Source organism: Methylobacterium sp. SD274, assembly GCF_017355285.1.
Taxonomy (GTDB): domain Bacteria; phylum Pseudomonadota; class Alphaproteobacteria; order Rhizobiales; family Beijerinckiaceae; genus Methylobacterium.
Map to the genome: position 1 here is coordinate 16808 of NZ_JADIJP010000035.1, position 23328 is coordinate 40135.

General features: G+C 65.4%; 27 protein-coding genes. 19 read left to right on the forward strand and 8 right to left on the reverse strand.

Features of this window, described 5'->3' with window-relative positions; translation table 11 throughout:
• Positions 1–32: 32 nt before the first annotated feature.
• From hslV to IPV08_RS21605, 7 genes are all read right to left on the reverse strand, one after another.
• Positions 33–569 carry an ATP-dependent protease subunit HslV gene (hslV, locus tag IPV08_RS21575; protein WP_056429836.1) on the reverse strand — a complete coding sequence of 179 codons (537 nt, stop codon included), beginning with the start codon at positions 567–569 and terminating at the stop codon, positions 33–35.
• 114 nt (positions 570–683) lie between these two features.
• Positions 684–1079, reverse strand: a complete 396-nt coding sequence (locus IPV08_RS21580; RefSeq protein WP_207413589.1) for a GFA family protein — start codon at positions 1077–1079, stop codon at positions 684–686.
• A 71-nt stretch (positions 1080–1150) separates the two neighbouring features.
• On the reverse strand, positions 1151–2269 hold the full coding sequence (locus IPV08_RS21585) for an AAA family ATPase (RefSeq protein ID WP_207413591.1): 1119 nt from the start codon (positions 2267–2269) through the stop codon (positions 1151–1153).
• Complete coding sequence (gene hemF / locus IPV08_RS21590) at positions 2266–3186, reverse strand: oxygen-dependent coproporphyrinogen oxidase (RefSeq protein ID WP_207413612.1); 921 nt, start codon at positions 3184–3186, stop codon at positions 2266–2268. Before hemF ends, IPV08_RS21585 begins: the two co-directional genes overlap by 4 nt.
• Positions 3187–3240: 54 nt before the next feature.
• The gene (locus IPV08_RS21595; RefSeq protein ID WP_207413614.1) at positions 3241–3513 is read right to left on the reverse strand and encodes a YiaA/YiaB family inner membrane protein; all 273 of its coding nucleotides are present in this window, start codon (positions 3511–3513) and stop codon (positions 3241–3243) included.
• Between the two features lie 65 nt (positions 3514–3578).
• Positions 3579–4262 (reverse strand): PspA/IM30 family protein, encoded by a 684-nt coding sequence (locus IPV08_RS21600; RefSeq protein ID WP_207413593.1) that lies wholly within the window; start codon positions 4260–4262, stop codon positions 3579–3581.
• A 96-nt stretch (positions 4263–4358) separates the two neighbouring features.
• A complete protein-coding gene (locus IPV08_RS21605; RefSeq protein WP_207413615.1) occupies positions 4359–4817 on the reverse strand; it encodes a tRNA (cytidine(34)-2'-O)-methyltransferase in 459 nt (152 codons plus the stop codon).
• A 98-nt stretch (positions 4818–4915) separates the two neighbouring features.
• Between IPV08_RS21605 and IPV08_RS21610 the strand changes: the two genes are divergently transcribed.
• The 10 genes from IPV08_RS21610 (at position 4916) to hisA (ending at position 15008) form a co-directional block, all read left to right on the forward strand.
• Positions 4916–6784: an ABC transporter ATP-binding protein gene (locus IPV08_RS21610; RefSeq protein ID WP_207413595.1), complete on the forward strand. Its 1869-nt coding sequence runs from the start codon at positions 4916–4918 to the stop codon at positions 6782–6784.
• Positions 6781–8193 (forward strand): MATE family efflux transporter, encoded by a 1413-nt coding sequence (locus tag IPV08_RS21615; protein ID WP_207413597.1) that lies wholly within the window; start codon positions 6781–6783, stop codon positions 8191–8193. The genes IPV08_RS21610 and IPV08_RS21615 overlap by 4 nt, the downstream gene beginning before the upstream one ends.
• A 241-nt stretch (positions 8194–8434) precedes the next feature.
• Complete coding sequence (petA, locus tag IPV08_RS21620; protein WP_056430481.1) at positions 8435–8995, forward strand: ubiquinol-cytochrome c reductase iron-sulfur subunit; 561 nt, start codon at positions 8435–8437, stop codon at positions 8993–8995.
• Positions 8996–9081: 86 nt separating this feature from the next.
• On the forward strand, positions 9082–10365 hold the full coding sequence (locus tag IPV08_RS21625; RefSeq protein WP_056429863.1) for a cytochrome b N-terminal domain-containing protein: 1284 nt from the start codon (positions 9082–9084) through the stop codon (positions 10363–10365).
• Between the two features lie 19 nt (positions 10366–10384).
• Entirely contained in the window at positions 10385–11284 is a 900-nt protein-coding gene (locus tag IPV08_RS21630) for a cytochrome c1 (protein WP_056430485.1), read from the forward strand.
• 111 nt (positions 11285–11395) lie between these two features.
• Entirely contained in the window at positions 11396–12271 is an 876-nt protein-coding gene (locus IPV08_RS21635; RefSeq protein WP_207413598.1) for an S-methyl-5'-thioadenosine phosphorylase, read from the forward strand.
• Positions 12272–12463: 192 nt separating this feature from the next.
• Positions 12464–13051 carry an imidazoleglycerol-phosphate dehydratase HisB gene (gene hisB, locus IPV08_RS21640; protein WP_207413617.1) on the forward strand — a complete coding sequence of 196 codons (588 nt, stop codon included), beginning with the start codon at positions 12464–12466 and terminating at the stop codon, positions 13049–13051.
• 33 nt (positions 13052–13084) lie between these two features.
• Positions 13085–13573: a DUF2628 domain-containing protein gene (locus tag IPV08_RS21645; RefSeq protein WP_207413600.1), complete on the forward strand. Its 489-nt coding sequence runs from the start codon at positions 13085–13087 to the stop codon at positions 13571–13573.
• Positions 13573–14232 (forward strand): imidazole glycerol phosphate synthase subunit HisH, encoded by a 660-nt coding sequence (gene hisH, locus IPV08_RS21650; RefSeq protein WP_207413601.1) that lies wholly within the window; start codon positions 13573–13575, stop codon positions 14230–14232. The genes IPV08_RS21645 and hisH overlap by 1 nt, the downstream gene beginning before the upstream one ends.
• 41 nt (positions 14233–14273) lie before the next feature.
• Positions 14274–15008 carry a 1-(5-phosphoribosyl)-5-[(5-phosphoribosylamino)methylideneamino]imidazole-4-carboxamide isomerase gene (gene hisA / locus IPV08_RS21655; RefSeq protein ID WP_056430488.1) on the forward strand — a complete coding sequence of 245 codons (735 nt, stop codon included), beginning with the start codon at positions 14274–14276 and terminating at the stop codon, positions 15006–15008.
• 141 nt (positions 15009–15149) lie between these two features.
• On the opposite strand, the gene IPV08_RS21660 is transcribed toward hisA, so the two are convergent.
• Positions 15150–15647, reverse strand: coding sequence for an outer membrane protein assembly factor BamE (locus tag IPV08_RS21660; RefSeq protein ID WP_207413602.1), 498 nt, complete (start codon positions 15645–15647; stop codon positions 15150–15152).
• Between the two features lie 173 nt (positions 15648–15820).
• Between IPV08_RS21660 and IPV08_RS21665 the strand changes: the two genes are divergently transcribed.
• The 9 genes from IPV08_RS21665 to IPV08_RS21705 all read left to right on the forward strand — a co-directional run.
• Entirely contained in the window at positions 15821–16375 is a 555-nt protein-coding gene (locus tag IPV08_RS21665) for a ubiquinol-cytochrome C chaperone family protein (protein WP_207413604.1), read from the forward strand.
• A 1-nt stretch (position 16376) separates the two neighbouring features.
• Positions 16377–16883, forward strand: coding sequence for a DUF177 domain-containing protein (locus IPV08_RS21670; protein WP_207413605.1), 507 nt, complete (start codon positions 16377–16379; stop codon positions 16881–16883).
• Positions 16884–17121: 238 nt separating this feature from the next.
• A complete protein-coding gene (gene plsX / locus IPV08_RS21675) occupies positions 17122–18156 on the forward strand; it encodes a phosphate acyltransferase PlsX (protein WP_056255658.1) in 1035 nt (344 codons plus the stop codon).
• Positions 18157–18183: 27 nt separating this feature from the next.
• The gene (locus IPV08_RS21680; RefSeq protein ID WP_207413606.1) at positions 18184–19161 is read left to right on the forward strand and encodes a beta-ketoacyl-ACP synthase III; all 978 of its coding nucleotides are present in this window, start codon (positions 18184–18186) and stop codon (positions 19159–19161) included.
• A 129-nt stretch (positions 19162–19290) separates the two neighbouring features.
• Positions 19291–19611 (forward strand): integration host factor subunit alpha, encoded by a 321-nt coding sequence (locus IPV08_RS21685; protein ID WP_056429891.1) that lies wholly within the window; start codon positions 19291–19293, stop codon positions 19609–19611.
• A gap of 8 nt (positions 19612–19619) precedes the next feature.
• Positions 19620–20189 carry a MerR family transcriptional regulator gene (locus tag IPV08_RS21690; RefSeq protein ID WP_082470377.1) on the forward strand — a complete coding sequence of 190 codons (570 nt, stop codon included), beginning with the start codon at positions 19620–19622 and terminating at the stop codon, positions 20187–20189.
• A gap of 198 nt (positions 20190–20387) precedes the next feature.
• Positions 20388–20837 (forward strand): 4-aminobutyrate aminotransferase, encoded by a 450-nt coding sequence (locus tag IPV08_RS21695; protein WP_207413607.1) that lies wholly within the window; start codon positions 20388–20390, stop codon positions 20835–20837.
• 183 nt (positions 20838–21020) lie between these two features.
• Positions 21021–22973, forward strand: a complete 1953-nt coding sequence (locus tag IPV08_RS21700; RefSeq protein ID WP_207413608.1) for a PrkA family serine protein kinase — start codon at positions 21021–21023, stop codon at positions 22971–22973.
• Between the two features lie 109 nt (positions 22974–23082).
• Positions 23083–23328 (forward strand): DUF444 family protein (locus IPV08_RS21705; RefSeq protein WP_207413609.1); only part of this gene is annotated, 246 nt, incomplete at its 3' end.

Below are 23328 nucleotides of genomic sequence, written 5' to 3' on the forward strand. Positions count from 1 at the left end.
AAGTTTACGTTAATCGGAGCTGCAATCCGGCACTAAGATGCAGAAAACTCCAGCTGCTCGATGACGAGATTGCCGTTCGTATAGACGCAGATTTCCGCCGCGATCCCGAGTGCTCGCCGGACGATCGCCTCTGCATCGTGCTCGCCATCCTCGAGCGCGCGGGCAGCGGCGAGGGCGTAATTTCCCCCCGATCCGATCGCCATGACGCCGCCTTCCGGCTCGAGCACGTCGCCCGCGCCCGACAGAAGCAGGCTCACATCCTTGTCCGCCACCAGCATCATCGCTTCGAGACGACGCAGGTAGCGGTCGGTGCGCCAATCCTTGGTGAGTTCGACGCAGGCGCGGGTCAGTTGACCGGGATACTGATCGAGCTTGGCTTCGAGCCGCTCGAACAGGGTGAAGGCATCGGCCGTCGCTCCGGCGAACCCGCCGATGACGGAGCCCTTGGCGAGGCGGCGCACCTTGCGGGCATTGCCCTTCACGATGGTCTGGCCGAGGCTGACCTGCCCGTCGCCGCCGATGACCACCTTGCCGCCCTTGCGGACCATCAGGATCGTGGTGGCGTGCATTTGCGGCGGGCCGCCGGATGCGGAATGGGACAAGGCTGACTCCGGTCTGGTTCTGACCGGTGTCAGGTAGTCTTTCAGAACGCGGACTCCAACCTCCGCCGGAGCGTTACCGCGCTATTCCGGGTAGCGCTGGAAGGCCGGCAGGGTCTCGAACCGAGCGAACCACGAGGCGGCCTCAGCGATCTGAATCCTGACCTGGGGCGGCAGCGCCTCGGGATCGTCCAGGGTCGCGGTATGGATGTCGATTTGGCCAGGAAAGACCGCCTCGTTACGGTAGAACAGCCCCGTGCCGCAGGTGCCGCAGAACTGCCGGATAACGCCGGGCGAGGATTCGTAATCGGTCGGGTGACCCGAGATCGTCACCCGTTCGGCCGGGAACAGGGCAAAGGCCACCACCGGAGCACCGGACGAGCGCCGGCAATCGGCGCAATGACACAGGGCGCTATGGCTCGGCTCGCCCTCGGCGCTGTAATGGATCGCTCCGCAGCGGCACCGTCCCGTCAAGACCATGTGAGTTCCCCCTTCGTTCTCGTCCGTTGTCTCAGAGGACGATGACGCCGGCAAGACGGCATCGCCCTCGCTCACACAACCACGGTGATGGCGCGGGCGGCACGGGTCAGCCCGGTATAGAGCCAGCGGGCCCGGTGCTCGCGAAAGGCGAAGGATTCGTCGAAGAGCACGACATTGTCCCATTGCGAGCCCTGCGCCTTATGGACGGTGAGGGCGTAGCCATAGGTGAACTCGTCGGTCTCGCGCTTGAGGAAGGCCGGGATCTCCTCCTCCGAGCCCGACATCACCGCCCGCAGCACCTTGATGTCGATGGGTCGGCGGCGCAGGGCCGGGTCGTCGTCGGGCACGACATCGAGGCGGATCGTGTCGGCGCGCGGCGCGGCGCGAAGGGCATGGACCGTCCAGGTCGAGCCGTTGAGCAGGCCCTTGGTGCGGTCGTTACGCAGGCAGACCAGTTTCTCGCCCACCGCCGGCATCGGATCGGTATGGCCGGCGAGCTCCCGCAGGCGGTTGTTGTAGAGCCGCCGCGTCTTGTTCATCCCGACGAGGACCTGATCGCATTCGAGCACGCTCGACGGGTCGAGGGAGCGGCGCGAGACGACGCGGCTCTCGCCATACTCGCCGATGCTGAGCCGGCCGCCCTCCCGGATCGTCATCGCCATACGCACGATCGGGTCGTCGGCGGCCTGCCGGTGGACGTCGGTCAACATCACGTCGGGCTCGGCCTCGGTGAAGAAGCCGCCGCCGCGCACCGGCGGCAATTGGGCGGGGTCGCCGAGAACCAGGACCGGCCTGTCAAAGGAGAGCAGGTCGTTGCCGAGATCCGAATCGACCATGGAGCACTCGTCGATGACGACGAGCTCCGCCTTCGAGACCGGCCCGGTGCGGTTGAGGGTAAAGGCCGGCCCTCCCTCCTCGGTCTCCTTGCTGCGATAGATCAGGCTGTGGATCGTCGCGGCGTCGTGGCAACCCTTCGACCGCATCACAAAGGCGGCCTTGCCCGTGAAGGCGCCGAAGACGACGTTGCCCTCGACATCGTCGGCGATCCGGCGCGCCAGGGTGGTCTTGCCGGTGCCGGCATAGCCGAACAGGCGGAACACCTGCGGACCGCCGGCCTTGCGCCATTCAGCGATGGCTTTGAGCGCCGCGTCCTGCTGGGGCGCGAACCGGGTCGGAAGGTCGTCGCTCACGGCCAGCGCACGGTGGGCGGCAGTGAGGACAGGATCGAGGCGACGTTGCCGCCCGTTTTCAAGCCGAAGATGGTGCCCCGGTCGTAGAGTAGGTTGAATTCCACGTAGCGCCCGCGCCGCACCTGCTGCTCCAACCGGTCTTCCTCCGTCCACGGCGTCGAGAGGTTCGCGCGCACGATCGCCGGATAGGCATCGAGGAAGGCGAGGCCGACATCCTTGGTGAAGGCGAGATCGGCCTTCGGATCGCCGGTCCAGTGGTAGTCGTAGAAGATTCCGCCGATCCCGCGCGGCTCGTTGCGATGCTTGAGGAAGAAGTATTCCTCGCACCACGCCTTGTAGCGGTCGTAATCCGCCGCCGGCGCATGGGCGTCGCACGCCGCTTTCATCGCAGCATGGAACCGCAGCGTATCCGGATCGTCCTGCGTCCGACGCCGGTCGAGGACGGGGGTCAGGTCGGCCCCGCCGCCGAACCACGTCTTCGTCGTGGAGACGAAGCGGGTGTTCATGTGAACTGTCGGAACGTGCGGATTCCAGGGATGGACGATGAGCGAGATGCCCGTGGCGTAGAAGCGCGGGTCTTCCGATGCGCCCGGCATCTGCGCGCGAAACTCTGGGGCGAACTCGCCGAAGACCTGCGAGACGTGGACACCGGCCTTCTCGAACACGCGCCCATGCAGCATCGACATGGTGCCGCCGCCGCCGGGCGTGCCGCTATGGTCCGTGCGCTGCCAGGGGGTCTTCACGAAGCGTCCGGCCTCGGCCGGGGCATCGGGATGGAACGGCCCTTCGGCTTCCGCCTCGATCGCTTCCAGCTCCGCCAGGATCCGGTCGCGCAGGCTCGCGAACCACGTGGTCACCTCGTCCTTGAGGAGCGCGAGTTCGGCCTCGGGGGGCGGTGGCGGAGTCGTGTCGGACATCGTCATGGGGGAGGGATGTCCCATCCCTCCCGCCCATCGTCAATCGAGGTCCGGTCAATCTTTACCCACCGACATCAGCAGACGCTCGGTCTTGGCGTCCTCGATCCGGTTGACCATGCGGCGACCCTCATGGACGTCGCGAATCGTCTTCGTGGCGGTGATGCAGGACTGGACCAGCATGATCGTTCCCATGGCGAGGTAGCCCTTGATCCAGATGTCCATGGGGATGAACAGGATGCCGAGGGCGACCATCGCGGCCGAGCCGATGAAGGACGCATAGGTGAAGGTGACCCAGGCGCCAGAATGCTGAGTGGTCTCGTTGTTCATGGTCATGGTCGTGGTCCTTATAAGGAGAGGATGAAGCGAAGCTTGGATGAAAGGCAGCAAGGGGTTCAGACCGTCGTGCGCGCCTCGACCTTGCGCCGCAGGCGGTCGAGGACGGCGCCGCCGCTCGGGCGGGTGCTGGCGCCGAAGCCTTCGCGCTCGAGCCGTTCGGCGATGGAGAGGCCGGGCTCGGTCTCGGCGAGCGCCGCTTCCGTGTCGGCGGCCTCGGTCTGGAGGGCACGCAGCCGGTTCAGGGTCGCCTCCGCCTCCTTCAGCGTCGCCCGATCATTGGGGTTGGCCTGAACGCCTAGGCGTCGTGCCGCCTCGGCTGCAGCGGCGATGCGGCGTCCACGTTCCAGCTCGCTCTGACGACGGGTCGCGTCGGCGACGACGGAGCGGATGCGGGCGACTTCGCGGGCAAATCTCAGGCGCGCCTCACCGATGGCGTCCCGTTCGGCCTCGAGCTCGGCGATGGCCTCAGCCGCCTCAGACGCCAGTTCTTCGCGTCCCGCCGTCAGCGCCGCCAGGGCACGCTCTTCGAGATCCGCCGCGCGGGCTCCAACCTCGGCGAAACGCCGTTCTTCCGCCTTGTCACCCGCCATTGCGGCAGCGAGGGCGAGCCGGCTGCGCTCCAACGAGACCCGCGTCTCGCGGATCTGCTGATCGAGGATGAGCAAGGCGTGGCGATCGATCACCGCTTCCTCGGCCTGGGCGGCTGCGCCGCGGGCGAGGAGCCGAAACAACTTGAGCATGGTGTGCCTCCGGCGTTTGAACGCTGTTCACACTCATGGTCTCGCCGATATTTGAACGGCGTTCAAGTGCTGAACTGCACGCCGTTCAAAATCACGTCACGCGCTCGACCCGATCTGTCTCAGCCCCTCGCCGAGAATCATCGCCGCCGCCATGGCGATGTTGAGTGAGCGCATTCCCTCGCGGATGGGAATGACGATTCGGGCATCGGCTACCTCGTGGACGGATGCGGGGACACCCGCCGATTCCCGTCCGAGCAGGATGCAGTCGCCGGGGAGGAAGCCAAAGGCGGTGTAGGGGAGGGCGCCGGCGGTGGTGGCGAGGACGAGCCGTGTTCCGGTCTCTTCCCGCCACTGCGAGAAGGCGGCCCAGGAGCGATGCCTCGTGATCGCCACATGGTCGAGATAATCGAGTCCTGAGCGGCGCAGGTGCCGGTCGGACACATCGAATCCCGCCGGCTCGATGATGTCGACGGCCACGTCGAGGCACGCCGCCATCCGCAGGATCGTCCCCGTATTCTGGGGAATGTCGGGCTGGTAGAGGGCGAGACGGAGCATCGGACCGGGCGGCTGCATTGCGTCTGCGGCATCGCCTCGCGGTTGGCACGTCGTCAAGGCCCACTACCTCAGGCAAGTCTCCAACACCGGACCAGATTATGTTTCTCGATTGGCTCGAGCGCCGCATCGACCCGTTCGCGTCTTTCGAAGACGGGCGGATGCCGCCCAAGACGGTGACGGGCTTCGCCGCTTTCTATCTCAGGCCGATGCGGACCGCCTTGGTGATGCTGTTCCTCGTGGCGGTGGCCGCCGGGACGGTGGAGGCATCGCTCTACCTGCTCATGGGCTGGTTCATCGACCTCTTGAACAATGCCGACCGGGCCACGATCCTGCAGGACCACGGATGGAAGCTCGGCCTCGCGGCAATGCTGCTCCTCGTGGTTCGTCCCTTCACGATCTGGCTGCACGAGGTGATGTCCAACCAGCTGCTCGTGCCGCAGGCGACCAACCAGGTCCGCTGGCGTACGCATCTCTATACGCTCGGCCACTCGCTCTCGTATTTCCAGGCCGATTTCGCCGGACGGCTCGCCAACCGCGTCGTGCAGGTCGGACCGGCCGTGCGCGAACTGGCCGTGGTCTTCATCGATACGCTTCTTTACGTGGCGATCTACGCCGTGACGGCGGTGGGCCTGTTCGGCTCCATCTCGTTATGGATGGCCCTGCCGGTGGTCCTATGGGTGGCGGCCTATTCGGTGCTGACTTGGTGGTTCGTGCCCCGTGCCCGAGCGCGCTCCCTCGTGACGGCCGACACGCGGTCGATTCTCATCGGGCGGATCGTCGACAGCTACACCAACATTCTCACCGTGAAGCTCTTCGCCCGCGACCGGGAAGAACGCGCGGCCGTGCGTGACGCCATCGACGTCCACACCACGGCACATCTCCACCAGTTCCGGCTCGTGACGACCACGACGACGCTGCTCGGCATCCTCAACAGCGCGCTCATCGTCGCCACCGCCACCGCCTGTCTCCTGCTCTGGCGCAGCGGTGGAATGACCACCGGCGAGGCGGCGGCGGGTCTCGCCCTCGTGCTGCGGCTGATGGCGATGTCCGGTTGGGTCATGCAGACGGTGCGCGGCATCTTCGAGAATGTCGGCGTGATCCAGGAGAGCATGCAGACGATCTCGCGCCCGCACGGGATCGTGGATGTGCCGAACGCGCGGACGCTCGCGGTCGACGGTGGCGACATCCGCTTCGACAGGGTCGGCTTCCGCTACGGCGACGGCACACCGTCCGTCATCCAGGATTTCAGCCTGCATATCCGCGCGGGTGAGAAGGTCGGCCTCGTCGGAATCAGCGGCGCTGGCAAGACCACGCTGACCGCGCTCCTGCTTCGGCTGCACGACATCCAGAACGGTCGGATCCTCATCGACGGTCAGGACATCGCCGGCGTCACGCAGGAATCGCTGCGCGGAGCGATCGCCATGGTGACGCAGGACACCTCCCTCCTGCACCGGTCGATCCGCGACAACATCGCCTATGGCAGGCCGGACGCGACGCTGGAGGAGGTCCAGCGGGCAGCGCATCTCGCAGAGGCCGACGGGTTCATCGCCGGTCTCGTCGATAACAGGGGCCGGACAGGCTACGACGCCCAGGTGGGCGAACGGGGCGTGAAGCTCTCCGGCGGCCAACGCCAGCGCATCGCCATCGCGCGCGTCATCCTGAAGAACGCGCCGATCCTGATCCTCGACGAAGCGACATCCGCCCTCGACAGCCAGGTCGAGGCGGCGATCCAGGACAGTCTCGACACCCTCATGCAGGGCAAGACCGTGCTCGCCATCGCGCACCGGCTTTCCACCATCGCTGCTCTCGACCGGCTGATCGTGATCGATGCCGGCCGCATCGTGGAGGAGGGGACCCATGCGGAACTGATCCGCACCGGCGGGCTCTATGCGCGCCTATGGGAGCGCCAGTCCGGCGGCTTTCTCGGTGACGTCTCGCCGACCGTCTACGAGGACGCGGCGGAATGATCGCCCTCGACGTTTCGGCTGGGGCGAGCGAGAGGCGGCGACCCTCGCGCGGTCCCTGGATCACGGAATTGCGGGCGACGCTGGTGCTCGCCGCGCCTCTAATCCTGACCAATCTCGCTCAGCACGGCCTCGTCACGGCCGATGTGGTTCTGCTCGGGCGTCTCGGGGCGGAGCCGCTCGCGGCAGGCGCCCTGGCGACGAGCCTCTACTTCATCCTGTTCATCTGCGGGATCGGCCTCGCCTCGGCGGTCTCTCCCCTGATTGCGGGCGCGCTCGGCCGGGGCGATTCGGCCGAGCACGACGTGCGCCGTATCGTCGGTGCCGGGCTCTGGGCCGTCACCATCGCGATCGTCCCGGTGATGCTCGCGCTCTGGCACACCGAGTCGCTGTTACTCGCCATGGGGCAGCAACCTAAGCTCGCGGAGGATGCCGGGCTCTACATGCGGGCCCTGCAATGGTCGATGTGGCCGGCGCTCGCCTTCATGGCGTTGCGCGCCAGTCTGTCCGCCCTGGAACGACCGGGCTGGCCCCTCGCCATCAGCATCGCGGCGCTGCCGGTGAATGTCGGGCTCGCGATCTGGCTCGCCTTCGAGGGGCCGGGGCTGCTCGGCCTCGGCATGGTCGGTGTCGGCCTCGCCACGACGCTCGCCGCGTTTCTGTCCTTGGCCGCCCTCGTCGGCGTGATGATGCTGGCGCCGTCCCTTCGCCGGCGACGGCTCTTCCTCGGTGTCTGGCGTCCCAATGCCGCGCGCCTCGCGACCATGTTCCGCCTCGGCCTGCCCATGGCGGCGACGGGTCTGGCCGAGGCGAGCCTGTTCGAGGCGGCCGTGCTGGGGATGGGCCTGTTCGGCACGGCCCCGCTGGCGGCCCATGCGGTGACGATCCAGATCGCCGCGATCTGCTTCATGGTGCCCAACGGTATCGGCCAAGCCGCGACGGTGAGGGTCGGACGGGCCTTCGGGGCAGGGGACCGCATGGCCATGCGCCGGGCGGGCGCCATCGCGATCCTCCTCGGCTTCGGCTTCATGAGCGCATGCGCGCTCGTCCAGGTGACGCTGCCGCGACCGCTCATCGGCCTCTTTCTCGACCTCGACGCGCCGGGAAATGTCGATGTCATCCCCTACGCCGTCACGTTCATCGGCTTTGCCGCGCTCTTCGCCATGGCTGACGGTATCCAATCGGTCGCCCTCGGCGCCCTGCGCGGCATGCAGGATACACGCGTGCCCATGGCCATCGCCCTGTTCGGCTACTGGATCGTCGGAATCCCGTCCGGCATCCTCGCCGCCTGGGGCCTGGGCTTCGGCGGATCGGGGATCTGGATGGGGTTCTGCGCCGGTCTGGCGGTGGTCGCCGTGATGCTGGTGCGGCGCTGGCTATGGCTCAGCGGCAGCGTCATTTCGCGCTCGTGACGATTACTGTTTCCCGTCACGGGCCTACTCTGGACAGGTTCGCATCTGGCGTGCCAGAGAAACCTGCCTCAGAAGGCTCGTCTCGGGTGACGCCCGGTCGCATTGCACAGATTTGTGCAATCGTGTCTGCGTCTGCCCTACGCGCTTCTTTCGAGCGCCTCTAAATCTCGGCGAACGGAAGCGGCGCGCCCTCACTCTGCGGGTCGCCGAACCGGAGCCATCCTGTACCGGAGTGTCGATCTTGGCGAACACCCCTCCCTCATCAGGTCACGACGGGTCCCGCCGTGACTTCCTGTTCCTGGCGACCGGTGCCGGTCTCGCCGTGGGCGCCGGTGCCCTGGCCTGGCCCTTCGTGGCGTCCATGGCCCCGGATGCGGAGGTGATCGCCGCCGGTGCGCCCCTCGAGGTCGACCTGTCGCCGATCCAGGAAGGCCAGATCGTCAACGTTTTCTGGCGCGGCAAGCTGATCTTCGTGCGCAACCGCTCCGAGAAGGAAATCAAGGAATCGGAGGACACGAAGCTCAGCGAGCTCATGGATCCGCAGCCCGATTCCGCCCGCGTGAAGGAAGGCCACGCCAAGTGGCTCGTGGTCTACGGCAACTGCACCCATCTCGGCTGCGTGCCGATCGGTCACCAGGGCCAGTATGAAGGCTGGTCGTGCCCTTGCCACGGCTCGCTCTACGACACGTCCGGGCGCGTGCGCCGTGGACCGGCACCGACCAACCTGCCGATCCCGCCCTACGCATTCCTGAACGACACCAAGATCCGGATCGGTGAAGACGGCGGCAAGGCCGTCGCCTGACTTCGGCAGCATCGCTTACGAGCGATGAGGGGAGGGGTCCGGCAGCGACGGACCTGAGCGAAACAGACTTCGAAGCGGGTAACCTCATGAGCGGTCACGCCACCTACGTCCCCAAGAGTCGGATCGCCAAGTGGTTCGAATCGCGGCTGCCCATCGTCGGGCTGGTCCATTCGTCGTTCGTTTCGTTCCCCGTCCCGCGCAACCTTAACTATTTCTGGACCTTCGGCGCGATCCTGATCGCCATGCTGATGGCGCAGATCGTCACCGGCATCTGGCTGGCGATGCATTACGACCCCTCGGCCGGCAACGCCTTCAACTCCGTCGAGCACATCATGCGCGACGTGAATTACGGCTGGCTGTTGCGCTACATGCACGCCAACGGCGCCTCGATGTTCTTCGTGGCGGTCTACATCCACATTTTCCGCGCGCTCTATTACGGGTCGTACAAGGCCCCGCGCGAGGTGCTCTACATCCTGGGCGTGATCATCTACCTCCTGATGATGGCCACCGCCTTCCTCGGCTACACCCTGCCGTGGGGCCAGATGAGCTTCTGGGGCGCCACCGTCATCACCAACATTCTGGCCGCGATCCCGGTCGTGGGCGACACCATTCAGAGCCTGCTCTGGGGCGGCTATTCCGTCGGTAACCCGACGATCAATCGGTTCTTCTCGCTGCACTACCTGATGCCCTTCATGATCCTCGGCGTCGTGGTTCTTCACGTCTGGGCGCTTCATGTGACCGGCCAGAACAACCCGACCGGTATTCCGATCAAGACCGGCAAGGACGCGGTGCCGTTCACGCCCTACGCGACGATCAAGGACGTGTTCGCCACCGTCGTGTTCTTCGTCTTCTTCGCCTACTGGATCTTCTACCAGCCGAACTACCTTGGCCACGCGGACAACTACATTCCCGCCAACGCCTCGGTGACGCCGGCCCACATCGTGCCGGAATGGTACTTCCTGCCCTTCTACGCGATCCTTCGCGCGGTTCCGGACAAGCTCGGCGGCGTCATCCTGATGTTCAGCGCCGTGATCATCCTCGCCTTCGCGCCCTGGCTCGACACGTCCCGTGTCCGCTCGTCCAACTACCGTCCGATCTACCGCCAGTTCTTCTGGCTGTTCGTGGCGGTGTGCGTGGTGCTCGGCTGGCTCGGCGCCAAGCCGCCCGAGGGTGGCTACGTCCTCGCGTCGCGGATCTGCACCGCCTACTACTTCGCGCATTTCCTCATTGTGATGCCGCTGGTGGGGCTGTTCGAGACGCCGAAGGCGATGCCGGGATCGATCCTGGAAAGCGTGACCGGACCTCATCCGCAATATGGCGGTTCGGGCATGCCAGCCGGTGCGGCCGCCGCACCATCGTCGAAGGGTTGAGGTGCGGATCGTGAAAAGCATGAACACATCGCGCATCCTCGCCGTCACGCTCGTCGCGACCCTTCTCGGCTCTGCCTCGGTCAGCGCCGAGGACGGTCACTCCACGCCCAACCCGCCGCGGGAGAAGTGGAGCTTCGCCGGAATCTTCGGCAAGTTCGACGAGGCCCAGCTGCAGCGCGGCTTCCAGGTCTATCGTGAGGTCTGCTCGAACTGCCACAGCATGAGCCTCGTGAAGTTCCGCAACCTCGCCGAGAAGGGCGGGCCGGGCTTCACGGCCGGTCAGGTCAAGGCTCTGGCCGCCGAGTACAAGATCAAGGACGGCCCCAACGACGCGGGTGACATGTTCGAGCGGCCCGGCCGCCCGGCCGACGCCTTCCCGTCTCCCTTCCCGAACGATAAGGCGGCCGCGGCCGCCAATGGCGGCAAGGCCCCGCCCGATTTCTCGGTGCTGGCCAAGGCTCGCACCTACGAGCGCGGTTTCCCCTACTTCATCTTCGATGCGATGCCCTTCATCGGCTATTCGGAACAGGGCGTGGACTACATCCACGCGCTCCTGAACGGCTACGAGGACGCCCCGAAGGGAATGGATGTCCCGGCGGGCACGAACTACAACAAGTATTATCCCGGCCACCTCATCGCGATGGCAAAGCCCCTGAGCGACGGCCAGGTGACCTACGCCAAGGGCGCCGAGGGCAATCCCGTCGTTCCCGAGACAGTGGAACAATATTCGCACGACGTGGCGGCGTTCATGTCCTGGGCGGCCGAGCCGCATATGGAAGCCCGGAAGGCCCTCGGCTTCCGTGTGATCCTGTTCCTGCTCATCCTGTCGGGCCTTCTCTACTACGTGAAGAAGAAGGTCTGGGCGGATGTGGGCGGCGAGGTCCACGGCCTGCAGCCGGAGCTTCACAAGACGAGCTGAGCCCCTTAAAGGCGGTTCACGACCGACGGGCTCGCTGTGGCGGGCCCGTTTTCGTTTCCACCCTGCGGGCACGCCCGGCGCGCCCTCGATGACGAACACAGGAGATTCGGCATGACCGCAGCAGTGCTCGGCGTGATAGGCGGATCCGGTGTCTACGATCTGCCAGGCCTCGAAGACATCCGTGAAGAAGCCGTCGTCTCGCCCTGGGGCGAACCCTCCGATTCGCTGCGGATCGGTCGGATCGGCGCGACCAAGGTGGTCTTTCTCGCCCGTCACGGACGAGGCCATCGCCTCTCTCCCTCCGGCATCAATTACCGCGCCAATATCGATGTGATGAAACGGGCCGGCGTCACCGACATCGTCTCGGTCTCGGCCTGCGGCTCGTTCAAGAGCGAGCTTCATCCCGGCCTGTTCGTCCTCGTCGATCAGTTCGTCGACCGGACTCACGGCCGGGAATCGTCGTTCTTCGGCAATGGCTGCGTGGCGCATGTGCCCTTCGCACATCCGGTAGGGCCGGCCCTTCAGGCGCGCATCGCGGCCGCCGCCGCCGCCGAGGAGCTGCCTGTCCATCGCGGCGGGACTTATGTCTGCATGGAAGGCCCACAATTCTCGTCCTTCGCCGAATCCCGGACCTACAAGGGCTTGGGCTACGATGTGATCGGCATGACCAACATGCCGGAGGCCAAGCTCGCCCGCGAGGCGGAGATCACCTTCGCCACCATCGCCATGGTGACGGATTTCGATTGCTGGCATCCGGGCCATGCCGATGTCGACGTCGCCTCGGTCGTCGCGGTCGCGCGCGCGAATGCCGACAAGGCGGCCCGGCTGATCTCGCGGATCGCCCGCGACTTCCCGGCCGAGCGCGAGGAATGCCCGGCGGGCTCCCACCGTGCCCTGGACGGCGCGATCATGACCGCACCGTCCCACCGCGATCCGGAGCTGCTGGCCAAGCTCGATGCCGTGGCGGGGCGCGTACTCGACGCCTGACCCGGCAGCATTCGACAGTAAGGCCTTTCCAGAGGAAGGCATTTGCCTCTAGAGCGTCGGTCCCGATAGCGATCCGGATCGACGGTCCGGAGTTCTCGTTCGGCATAGGCTCGTGGGCGATGTCCCCCATGTGCCGATGCTCTTGAAGGCGGCCCTGTCCGTGACGGTCAAACCATGAGCGAACCCTCAGCGATGCGCTCCGCAAGCATCAGCCGCCGGACGGCGGAGACCGACGTCAGCGTGTCCATCGGACTCGATGGAACCGGCCGATCGACGATCTCGACGGGAATCGGCTTCTTCGACCACATGCTCGAACTCTTCGCCCGGCACGGGCTGTTCGAAGTGGAGGCCAAGGTCACCGGCGATCTCCATGTGGACCACCACCACACCGTCGAGGATACCGGCATCGCTCTGGGGCAGGCCTTTGCGCGGGCGTTGGGCGACAAGCGTGGAATTGCGCGCTACGCCGATATCCACATGCCCATGGACGAGGCACTGACGCGGGTCGCCATCGACATTTCCGGACGGCCCTTCCTCGTGTTCCGCACCACGTTCAAGGTGGAGAAGATCGGGCAGTTCGACACCGAGCTGGTGCGTGAATGGTTCCAGGCTTTCGCCATGAATGCAGGGATCACCCTGCATGTGGAGACTTTGTACGGCGACAACGCGCACCATATCGCGGAGAGCTGCTTCAAGGGCTTGGCCCGTGCCTTGCGGAAAGCGGTTGCGGTCGATCCCCGCGAAGACGGTCGGATTCCCTCGACGAAGGGTTCTCTGTAGGGCCTTCACGGGCGGGAAGAGGCGGACAGACGCATGCGCACCTACACCATTCATCTGCCGTCGGATGCCGTCGCGGGCGAATCTCACGGTCTCGACCGGGCAATCCTGGTCCCCGACGGGTTCTCGCTCCAGGCCTTCGTCTTCGGTCCGCTCTGGTTCTTTTTTCACCGACTCTGGCTGGCCGGCCTCGGTGTGCTGGCCCTCCTCGTGGCAGTCGGTTTCGCCGGCCGTTTCCTGGGGCTCGGCACCTTCGCGGGCTTCCTCATAACGATTCTCCTGCTCCTTCTAGTGGGGATGGAGGCATCCAGCCTGCGCCGGTGGACCTATGCCAGGCGCGGTCGTCCCGCCCGTGACGCCGTGGTCGCCCATTCCGCCGAAGAGGCCGAGATGAAGGCCGTGAACCGCTGGCTGACGGCTCCCCCCGTGGTCCGGCCGGGTCCGAGCGCCTATCCCGCCGCATCGGCGCGACCGGTCGATACGGCCATCGGCATGTTCCCCTTCGCCGAGCCGCGTCGTTCGTGATGTCCGAGACCGTCGCCATCATCGATTACGGATCGGGCAACCTGCATTCGGCCGCCAAGGCGTTCGAGCGCGCCGCCCGGGAAGCGGGACTGAGCGCGCCCCGCATCGTCGTGACCAGCGATCCCGACGTGGTGTCGTCCGCAGACCGCGTCGTGCTGCCCGGCGTCGGCGCTTATGCCGATTGCCGCAAGGGCCTCGATTCCGTCTCGGGCATGGTCGAGGCGATGACGCATGCCGCCCACGAACGCGGCCGCCCATTTCTCGGGATCTGCGTCGGCATGCAGCTCCTCGCCAGCCGGGGCCTCGAATACGAGGTCACGCCGGGGCTCGGCTGGATCGCCGGCGATGTTAGCCCGATCCGCCCGTCCGACCCGGACCTGAAGGTTCCCCATATGGGTTGGAACACCCTTCGGCTCGAGCGTCCGCATGCGCTTCTCGATGGCATCGCCACGGGCGAGAACGGGCTGCATGCCTATTTCGTCCATAGCTACGCCCTCGATCCGGTCGACCGGATCGATGTCGTGGCCGACAGCGAGTATGGCGGTCCGGTCACCGCCCTCGTTGCGCGCGACAACGTCGCCGGAACCCAGTTCCACCCCGAGAAGAGCCAGCATCTCGGTCTGGCGCTGATCGCGAACTTCCTGCGTTGGCGTCCGTAGACGCCCCACCGCTCATCGACATTCAGAAAGCGACATCCACCGTGATCCTGTTTCCGGCGATCGATCTGAAGGAAGGGCGTTGCGTTCGCCTCGTCCAGGGTGATATGGCGCAGGCCATCGTCTTCAGCGACGATCCGGCCGCGCAGGCGAGCGTGTTCGAGGAGCAGGGCTTCTCCTGGCTTCACGTCGTCGACCTCGACGGCGCCTTCGCGGGCGCGCCGATGAATGCGTCGGCGGTGGACGCCATCCTCGCCCGCACCAACCTTCCGGTTCAGCTCGGCGGCGGGATTCGCGAAATGCGTACGGTGGAAGCCTGGATCGAGAAGGGCGTCAGCCGGGTCATCATCGGCACGGCCGCCGTACGCGACCCGGCCTTCGTGCGCGAAGCGGCCCGCCTGTATCCGGGCAAGATCGCCGTCGGCGTCGATGCCAAGGACGGTCGCGTGGCGGTGGAAGGCTGGGCGAAGACCTCCAGCACCACGGCCGAGGAATTGGGGCGCCGGTTCGAGGATGCGGGCGTTGCCGCCATCATCTACACCGACATCGCCCGCGACGGCATTCTCAAGGGCCTGAACATCGAGATGACCCTCGCCCTCGCGCAGGCCGTGACGATCCCCGTTATCGCGTCTGGCGGCCTGGCCTCGATCGACGACGTCCATCGCCTGCTCGAACCCGATTGCGCCATGCTCGCCGGGGCGATCACCGGGCGTGCGCTCTATGACGGCCGCATCGATCCGCGCGAAGCGCTCGCCGCCATCGCCCGGAAGGCGGCGTAACACCCGGCCTTGGTGAGCGCCCCCATGGGGCGGGCTCACCGGGACTTCGTATAGGACGTCACCGCTCCGCGGTGACAATCGACACGAAAAAGCCGCGCGCCCCATGGGCGCGCGGCTTTTTCGTTACCCTAGGGAGTGGAGTTACAGGCCGTTCTTGGCCCCGGGGACAATGCTAGCGCCCGAGCCGCTACCGAAGGGCTCGTAGCGGGTGAGGCCGCGGAACAGCTGCCCAAGGAAGGCACGATCGGCGCCGCTCGTGGGCGTGGTGCGCTCGATGAAGTCGAACACCTTGCCGTCCTGCAGGCCGTAGAGGGCGATGCGCTCCACTTTGAAGCCGGCGTTGAAATAGACGGTGGTGACCTTCTGGTCCTCCACCTGTTCCCCGAGGAACAGCACCGTGCGGCGCGAGTTCTGGGTGATGTAGTACCAAGTCTTGTTGCCGACGGTGGATACCGTGGAGGGCGTACCGAGGATCTGGAGCACCTGCTCCGCGCTCATGCCAGGCTTCACCGTGGCGAGAGCGGCTTGATCGATCTGGTATCCGTGCCGGAGATCTTCACCGATGCAGCCGGAGATTCCCACACCGATAAGGCCGATGACGGCGAGACGGCTGATCGACGAGACGAAACGGCGCGACATCAGCCACCCTTGATCCGTTGAGACAACACGACGTTTGAACGTCATAGCTCAGAGCAGATCTCCACCTGGACGTTCCGGTGGAGCTTGCGCCCTGGCTGTCGGTTGCCGTACCGCGAGGTTATGGTTTTGACAAGGCAAGCTCGGCCACACCCCTCGCGCCTCCGGTGGACGGCATGATTTCGCGATTCTTCAAGCGAAGCTCGGCGCGCGCCAGCGTCGTCGAGGCGTTGCATCTGCGGATCAACGAAGCCTCGCGGGCGCCGGGGCTCTATACCCATCTCGGCGTCCCCGACACCGTGGAGGGCCGTTTCGAATGCCTGACGCTCCACGTCATCATGGTTCTGCGACGGATGAACCAATTGCCGGCTCCCGCGGCGGACATCGCCCAGGACCTGGTCAACGCGGTCTTCCTCCAGCTCGATTCCTCGCTGCGCGAACTCGGTGTCGGCGATTTCGGCGTGCCCAAGCGCATGAAGAAACTGGGTGCGGCCTTCTACGGTCGCGCGGCGGGTTACGACGGCGCCCTGGATGCGAGGGACGAGGACGGCCTCAAGGCTGCCCTGGCCCGCAACGTCATCGGCACCGAGACACCGGAGGCGGCCGCGGGCCTCGCGCGCTACGTGCTGAGAAGCGTCGATCTTCTCGATGCGCGCGACCTCGACCAAATCGTCTCGCACGGGCCGGGCTTTCCCTCCCCGCTCACCCTCAGCCAATCAGGAGACATCTGACATGACGGCAAAGTCGACGGCCGGGCCATTGTCGCGGCCATTCCGGATCGACCGCCTGCCCAGGGACAGGGCAGGGATCGTCATCGATGCGACCCCCGAGGAAGAAGCGGCGCTGGCGGCGGATTTCCGGATTCCGGCCATCCGCGATCTCGTGGGCCGGCTGCACTGGAGCGGAACGTCCGCCCGCCTCGTCATCACCGGCACGGTCTCGGCCTTCGTCACGCAGGTCTGCACAATCAGCCTCGAACCGTTCGAGGCGGAAATTTCCGAACCGGTCGAGATCGTGTTCAGTGACCACGAGCCGGAAAAGGACGCCGGAGACGAGGAGGCCGATATCCCGGACCCGATCGTCAACGGTACGATCGACCTCGGGCAGGTCACCGCCGAATTCCTGGCGCTTGGCCTCGATCCGTATCCGCGTAAGCCCGGCATCGACTTCGAGCCCGTCACCGACGCGACGGAATCGCCGCTAGCCATCCTCAAGACGTTGAAGCGCGACGAGGCCTGACGCTCAGCCCGAGCGACGGATTTTCGGGGTTCCGGCGCCGAAGTCGCGATACGGATTCCGGAAAAGCTGAGATTTCGTTTGCCCGCCGGGCTCGAACCGCTATTTTCCGCCGCGCCGAGGAGGGGCCCGCCCATGCGGGTCCATGCCTCTCGACCATCCCTTCTCGCCGAAGGGCGTCTCATCGACCCTTTTGCAAGAGGGGTCTGTCCGTCCTGAAAGAGGCCTCCGGCCGAACCACATGTCTCAAAGAGTGTGCATCTCGCTCGACGCCATGGGCGGCGATCACGGTCCTACGACCGTGGTCCCCGGCGCCGCCATCGCGCGCGAGCGCCATCCCGAGATGACGTTCCTGATGTTCGGGGACGAGGCCATCCTCGCCCCGCTGGTGGCGGCCGAACCGCGCCTGAAGGGCGCCGTGGAGATCCGCCATACCACCGTGGCGATCTCCATGGACGAGAAGCCGAGCCAAGCCGTGCGTTCGGGCCGAGGCAAGTCCTCGATGTGGCGCGCGATTCAGGCCGTGAAGGACGGGGAGGCCGATGCGGCCGTCTCCGCCGGCAATACCGGTGCGCTCATGGCGATGTCGAAGATCTGCCTGAAGACCTTGGCCGGCATCGAGCGCCCTGCCATCGCGTGCCTCTGGCCGACCGTGCGCGGCGAGAGCGTCGTCCTCGATGTGGGGGCGACGATCGGCACAGACGCGGAGCATCTCGTGGAGATGGCCCTGATGGGTGCCGCCATGGCCAGGATCGTGTTCGATCTCGATAAGCCGACCGTGGGCCTGCTCAATGTCGGGACCGAGGAGATGAAGGGCAACGAGGCGGTGAAGGAAGCCGCCCGGCGCCTCCGTGAAAGCGATCTGCCGAACCTGACCTATCACGGCTTCGTGGAGGGCAACGACCTCGGCAAGGGCACCGTGGACGTGGTGGTCACCGAAGGCTTCACCGGCAATATCGCGCTGAAGACCGCGGAGGGCACGGCCAAGCAGATCGGCAGCTACCTGCGCGCGGCCATGAGCCGGACCCTCTCGGCCAAGATCGGATACTTTTTCGCCCGGCAGGCTTTCAAGGCACTCCGCGACAAGATGAACCCGAGCCGTGCAAACGGTGGCGTCTTCCTCGGTCTGGAGGGTATCGTCATTAAGAGCCACGGCTCGGAAGATGCCCATGGTTTCGCAGCCGCCGTCGATCTTGCGCACGATATGGCGCGTCACGACCTGATGCGGACCATTCGCGACATGCTCGAACTCACGCCCATGGCCGCCTCCGCATGAGGTGGTCGATGCCGGATCGGATCTGACATGGCGGTTATACGCTCCGTAGTGGCGGGAACGGGCTCGGCCCTTCCCGCACGCCTGGTGACGAACGACGAGTTGACGAAGACCGTCGACACCTCCGACGAATGGATCGTCCAGCGCACGGGCATCCGTCAGCGCTACTTGGCCGATGCCGGTGAGACCACATCGACCCTGGGCATCAAGGCCGCTGCCGCTGCCCTGGACGATGCCGGGCTCGGTCCGGAGGATATCGACCTCGTCATCTGCGCCACGTCCACGCCGGACCATACCTTTCCGTCCGTGGCGACCCAGATCCAGGCGGGGCTGGGGATACGGTCCGGTTTCGCCTTCGACCTCCAGGCAGTCTGCGCCGGGTTCGTCTACGGCGTCGCCACCGCCGACAAGTTCATTGCCTCCGGGAGCGTGAAACGCGCGCTCGTGGTCGGCGCCGAGACTTTTTCGCGAATCCTCGATTGGGAAGACCGCACGACCTGCGTGCTGTTCGGCGATGGGGCAGGGGCGATCGTGCTCGAAGCCCAGGACGGCGAAGGGACGAGTGACGATCGTGGCGTACTCACCAGCCACCTGCGGTCCGATGGACGGCACCGGGAGAAGCTCTACGTCGATGGCGGCCCCGGCTCCACCGGTACGACCGGCCACCTGCGGATGGAAGGCAAGGAGGTCTTCCGCTTCGCGGTAGGCTCGGTGACGGATGTCATCGCCGACGCGTTCGCCGCCACGGGGACGAGCGCGGACGACCTGACATGGTTCGTGCCGCATCAAGCCAACCGGCGCATTATCGAAGCCTCCGCCGACAAGCTCGGCATCGACCGGAGCAAGGTCGTCCTCACTGTCGACCAGCACGGCAACACCTCGGCGGCCTCCATCCCACTCGCCCTCGATGCGGCCCGTAAGGACGGTCGGATCAAGCGCCGCGATCTCGTGATGATCGAAGCCATCGGCGGTGGTTTCACCTGGGGCGCCTCACTCATCCGCTGGTAGGGCGCGCCACGCTTCCATGGCATGGCCAAGCTTTGGATCGGACGCGCGGTTGACCGCGGGGCAAACGAAGATTAGCGTGTCCGATCATAGAGATACGTTAGAAAATACGATTCGTTTGGGGAATGACGCATGGCAGGGAAGACGGTCACACGCGCCGATCTGAGCGAGGCCGTCTATCAGCAGGTCGGCCTGTCGCGGACGGAATCCGCGGCTCTCGTCGAGACCGTGTTGTCGGAGATCTGCAGCTGCCTCGCATCCGGTGAAACGGTGAAGCTGTCCTCGTTCGGTTCCTTCGTCGTTCGCGGCAAGGGCCGGCGCGTCGGCCGCAACCCCAAGACCGGCGTAGAGGTCGCCATCGAGCCGCGCCAGGTGATGGTGTTCAAACCTTCCAACGTGCTCAAGGCCCGGATCAACGGCGTGAACGGCGTCGCGGAACAGGACGACGATTGAGGTCCATCATGCCGCTGGCAGCCAAGGTTCCGACCGATCCGACCTCCGGCAGGGACGGCTCCTTCGAGGCGAGCATCCCCGGCCTGATGGATCACCGCGACACCGTGGAGAAGCGCCCCGGCGCCTTCCGCACCATCAGCGAAGTCGCCGACGATATCGACGTTCCGCAGCACGTCCTTCGGTTTTGGGAAACCAAGTTCACCCAGGTCAGGCCGGTCAAGCGTGCCGGTGGTCGGCGCTACTATCGGCCAGAAGACGTCGACCTGATCAAGGGCATCCGCCGCCTGCTTCACGACCAGGGCTACACGATCCGTGGTGCCCAGCGTGTCCTGAAGGAGAATGGCATCCGCTTCGTGCAATCGGTCGGCCGAGGCGAAGCGGAGGTGGCGGCGCCGAGCCAGCGCGATCTGGACGCCGGAGATTCTGAGGCAGAGGACGAAGCGGTCAGCCATCTCGCCGGCGACGAGCGCCAGAGCCTCGATCGACAGGCTCTGAGGGCAGTGCTGGACGACCTTTACGCGTGCCGGGATGCTCTACGGCATCTCCGCGACCCGTCGGATCCTTCGGCTCACTCCTGAGACGTCCATCGGGGTCGGCGCGAGGGACGTTTTGCACCTGATGGATCGTTTGTGTCCGAGAGCGTGCGGAATCCTGCTCGCGAAGGAAACGTTCCGGTGCCCTCGACGGCGGGCAGGCGCCTTCCCACATGCATCCGGCCACGGCGGTCGCACTTTTTTCGTCCCATAAGGTCGCCAGGCATCACCGGAGACCGCCCGATGTACGCCCTCAAATCGAAGACCTCTCTCGCAGCAGGCCTGTTTCTCGCCCTGGCCAGCGTCCCGGCCATGGCCCAGGACACCGCGACCCGCTCTGAGACCGCGGCACCCGGCAAGAGCGTCCGCATTCTCATCGCCTCGAACCTGAAGGACGATTGCAAGCCGGGCTCGATGCCCGAGATCCGCATCAGCACGTCGCCCAAGAATGGATCGCTCATCACCAAGACCGGCAGCGTCACGACCCCGTCGAGCCACAAATGCCCGAACAAGAAGACCGCCGCGACGGGTGTCTTCTACCAGAGCAAGGACGGGTTCACCGGAACCGACGAAGTCGTGGTCGAGGTGAAAAAGGCGGATGGGAAGACCACGACCCAGACGATCAACATCACCGTCGGCGGTTCGGCCACAAAGGGCGGTGACGAGAGCAAGAAGGGCGCCACCGACCTGTGAGCCTAGCCTGAAACCATTCAGGCACGACGGGTCCGGCAGCCTGTATCCGCGCCGCCGGACTCCGCACTGTGGCAAGCTTCCCACGCTCAATTGCCGTCGCGACCGCACTGCGACAAAACTGGGCCTGTCAGTTGCATCCTAGCCGAGACAGGATGAAGCTACGTCAGTCGTGAAGGGATCGGGATGCCAATGCCATCGACGAACGACCTGTTCCAGAGCTTTACCCGGGGTTACGAAGCACGCCGCGACACGGAGATGAGCCTCTCCGAATTTCTCGAGGCCTGCCGCGACGAACCCCTGATGTATGCGACAGCGGCCGAACGCATCCTCGATGCGATCGGCAAACCGGAATTCGTCGATACGTCCAAGGATGCCCGCCTCGGCCGGGTGTTCATGAACCGGACGATCCGGATCTACCCAGCCTTCTCGGAATTCTACGGCATGGAGGAGACGATCGAGCGGATCGTCTCGTTCTTCCGGCACGCCGCGCAAGGTTTGGAGGAGCGCAAGCAGATCCTCTACCTGCTCGGCCCGGTCGGTGGCGGCAAGTCGTCTTTGGCCGAGCGGCTGAAGGCGCTGATGGAGGTCCACCCCATCTATGTGCTCAAGGCCGGCAACGAGGTCTCGCCCGTCTTCGAAAGCCCCCTCGGCCTTTTCGACCCCGAAGTGATGGGGGCCGAGATCCAGGAGCGCTACGGCATTCCCCGCCGCCGTCTCACCGGGCTGATGAGCCCCTGGGCCCTGAAGCGCCTCGACGAGTTCAACGGCGATATCTCGCAGTTCAAGGTCATCAAGGTCCGGCCGTCGCGCCTGCGCCAGATCGGCATCGCCAAGACCGAGCCCGGCGACGAGAACAACCAGGACATCTCGAGCCTGGTCGGCAAGGTGGATATCCGCCGCCTGGAGACGCTATCCCAGGCCGACCCCGATGCCTATTCCTACTCGGGCGGCCTCAACCGGGCGAACCAGGGCGTTCTCGAATTCGTCGAGATGTTCAAGGCGCCCATCAAGATGCTGCACCCGCTGCTCACGGCGACGCAGGAGGGCAATTACGTCGGGACCGAGAATATCGGTGCGATCCCCTTCACCGGGATCATCCTGGCGCACTCGAACGAATCCGAGTGGCAGACCTTCAAGACCAACAAGAACAACGAAGCCTTTATCGACCGCATCTACGTCATCAAGGTGCCGTACTGCCTGCGGGTGACGGAAGAGCAGCGGATCTACGAGAAGCTGGTCTCGGGCTCCGAACTGGCGGACGCGGCCTGCGCTCCCGGCACGCTGGAGATGCTGGCACGCTTCTCCGTGCTCTCGCGCCTGCGCGAACACGCGAATTCCAACGCCTTCTCGAAGATGCGCGTCTATGACGGCGAATCCCTGCGCGAGGTCGATCCCCGCGCCCGTTCCATGCAGGAATACAAGGATTCGGCAGGCGTCGACGAGGGCATGGACGGCATCTCCACGCGCTTCGCCTTCAAGGTGATGGCGGCGACGTTCAACCACGACACCACCGAGGTTTCCGCCGATCCCGTGCACCTCATGTACGTGCTCGAACAGGCCTTGCGCCGCGAGCAATTGCCGCCGGAGACGGAGAAGCGCTACCTCGAATTCATCAAGACCGAGCTAGCGCCGCGTTATGCCGAGTTCATCGGCCACGAGATCCAGAAAGCCTATCTCGAATCCTACCACGATTACGGCCAGAACCTGTTCGACCGTTACATCGACTACGCCGATGCGTGGATCGAGGACCAGGACTTCAAGGATTCCGAGACGGGGCAGCTCCTCAATCGTGAACTCCTGAACCAGGAGCTCACCAAGATCGAGAAGCCGGCCGGCATCGCGAATCCCAAGGATTTCCGCAACGAGGTGGTGAAGTTCGCCCTTCGCTCGCGGGCACAGCATGGCGGCCGCAACCCGTCATGGACCTCCTACGAGAAGCTGCGGGAGGTGATCGAGCGCCGGATGTTCAGCCAGGTGGAGGAACTGCTTCCGGTGATCTCCTTTGGTTCGAAGAAGGACGGCGACACCGAGAAGAAGCATGGCGAGTTCGTCGACCGCATGGTGGCGCGCGGCTACACCGAAAGGCAGGTCCGACGGCTGGTCGAATGGTACATGAGGGTGAAACAGGCGGGCTAGCTTTCCGAGCACGTACCGTCGCGACGGACAGACGGGCGGGCATCATCGATGTCCGCCCGCCACGACCAGCGAACTGCCAGAGTCTTGAAGGCGAGGGCGAAAACACCGGATGCACATCGTCGACCGTCGATTGAATCCAGGAGGCAAGAGCCTCGCGAACCGTCAGCGCTTCCTGCGCCGGGTCAAAGACATGGCCCAACGTGCCGTGCGAGAATCGGCCCGCGAGAAGGACATCAAAGATCTCGGCAAGGATGGCCGCGTCACGGTTCCGGGCGACGGCGTTCGCGAACCGAGATTCAGCCGGCAATCCGGCACCGGATTTCAGGACTACATTCTCCCCGGCAACAAGACCTAC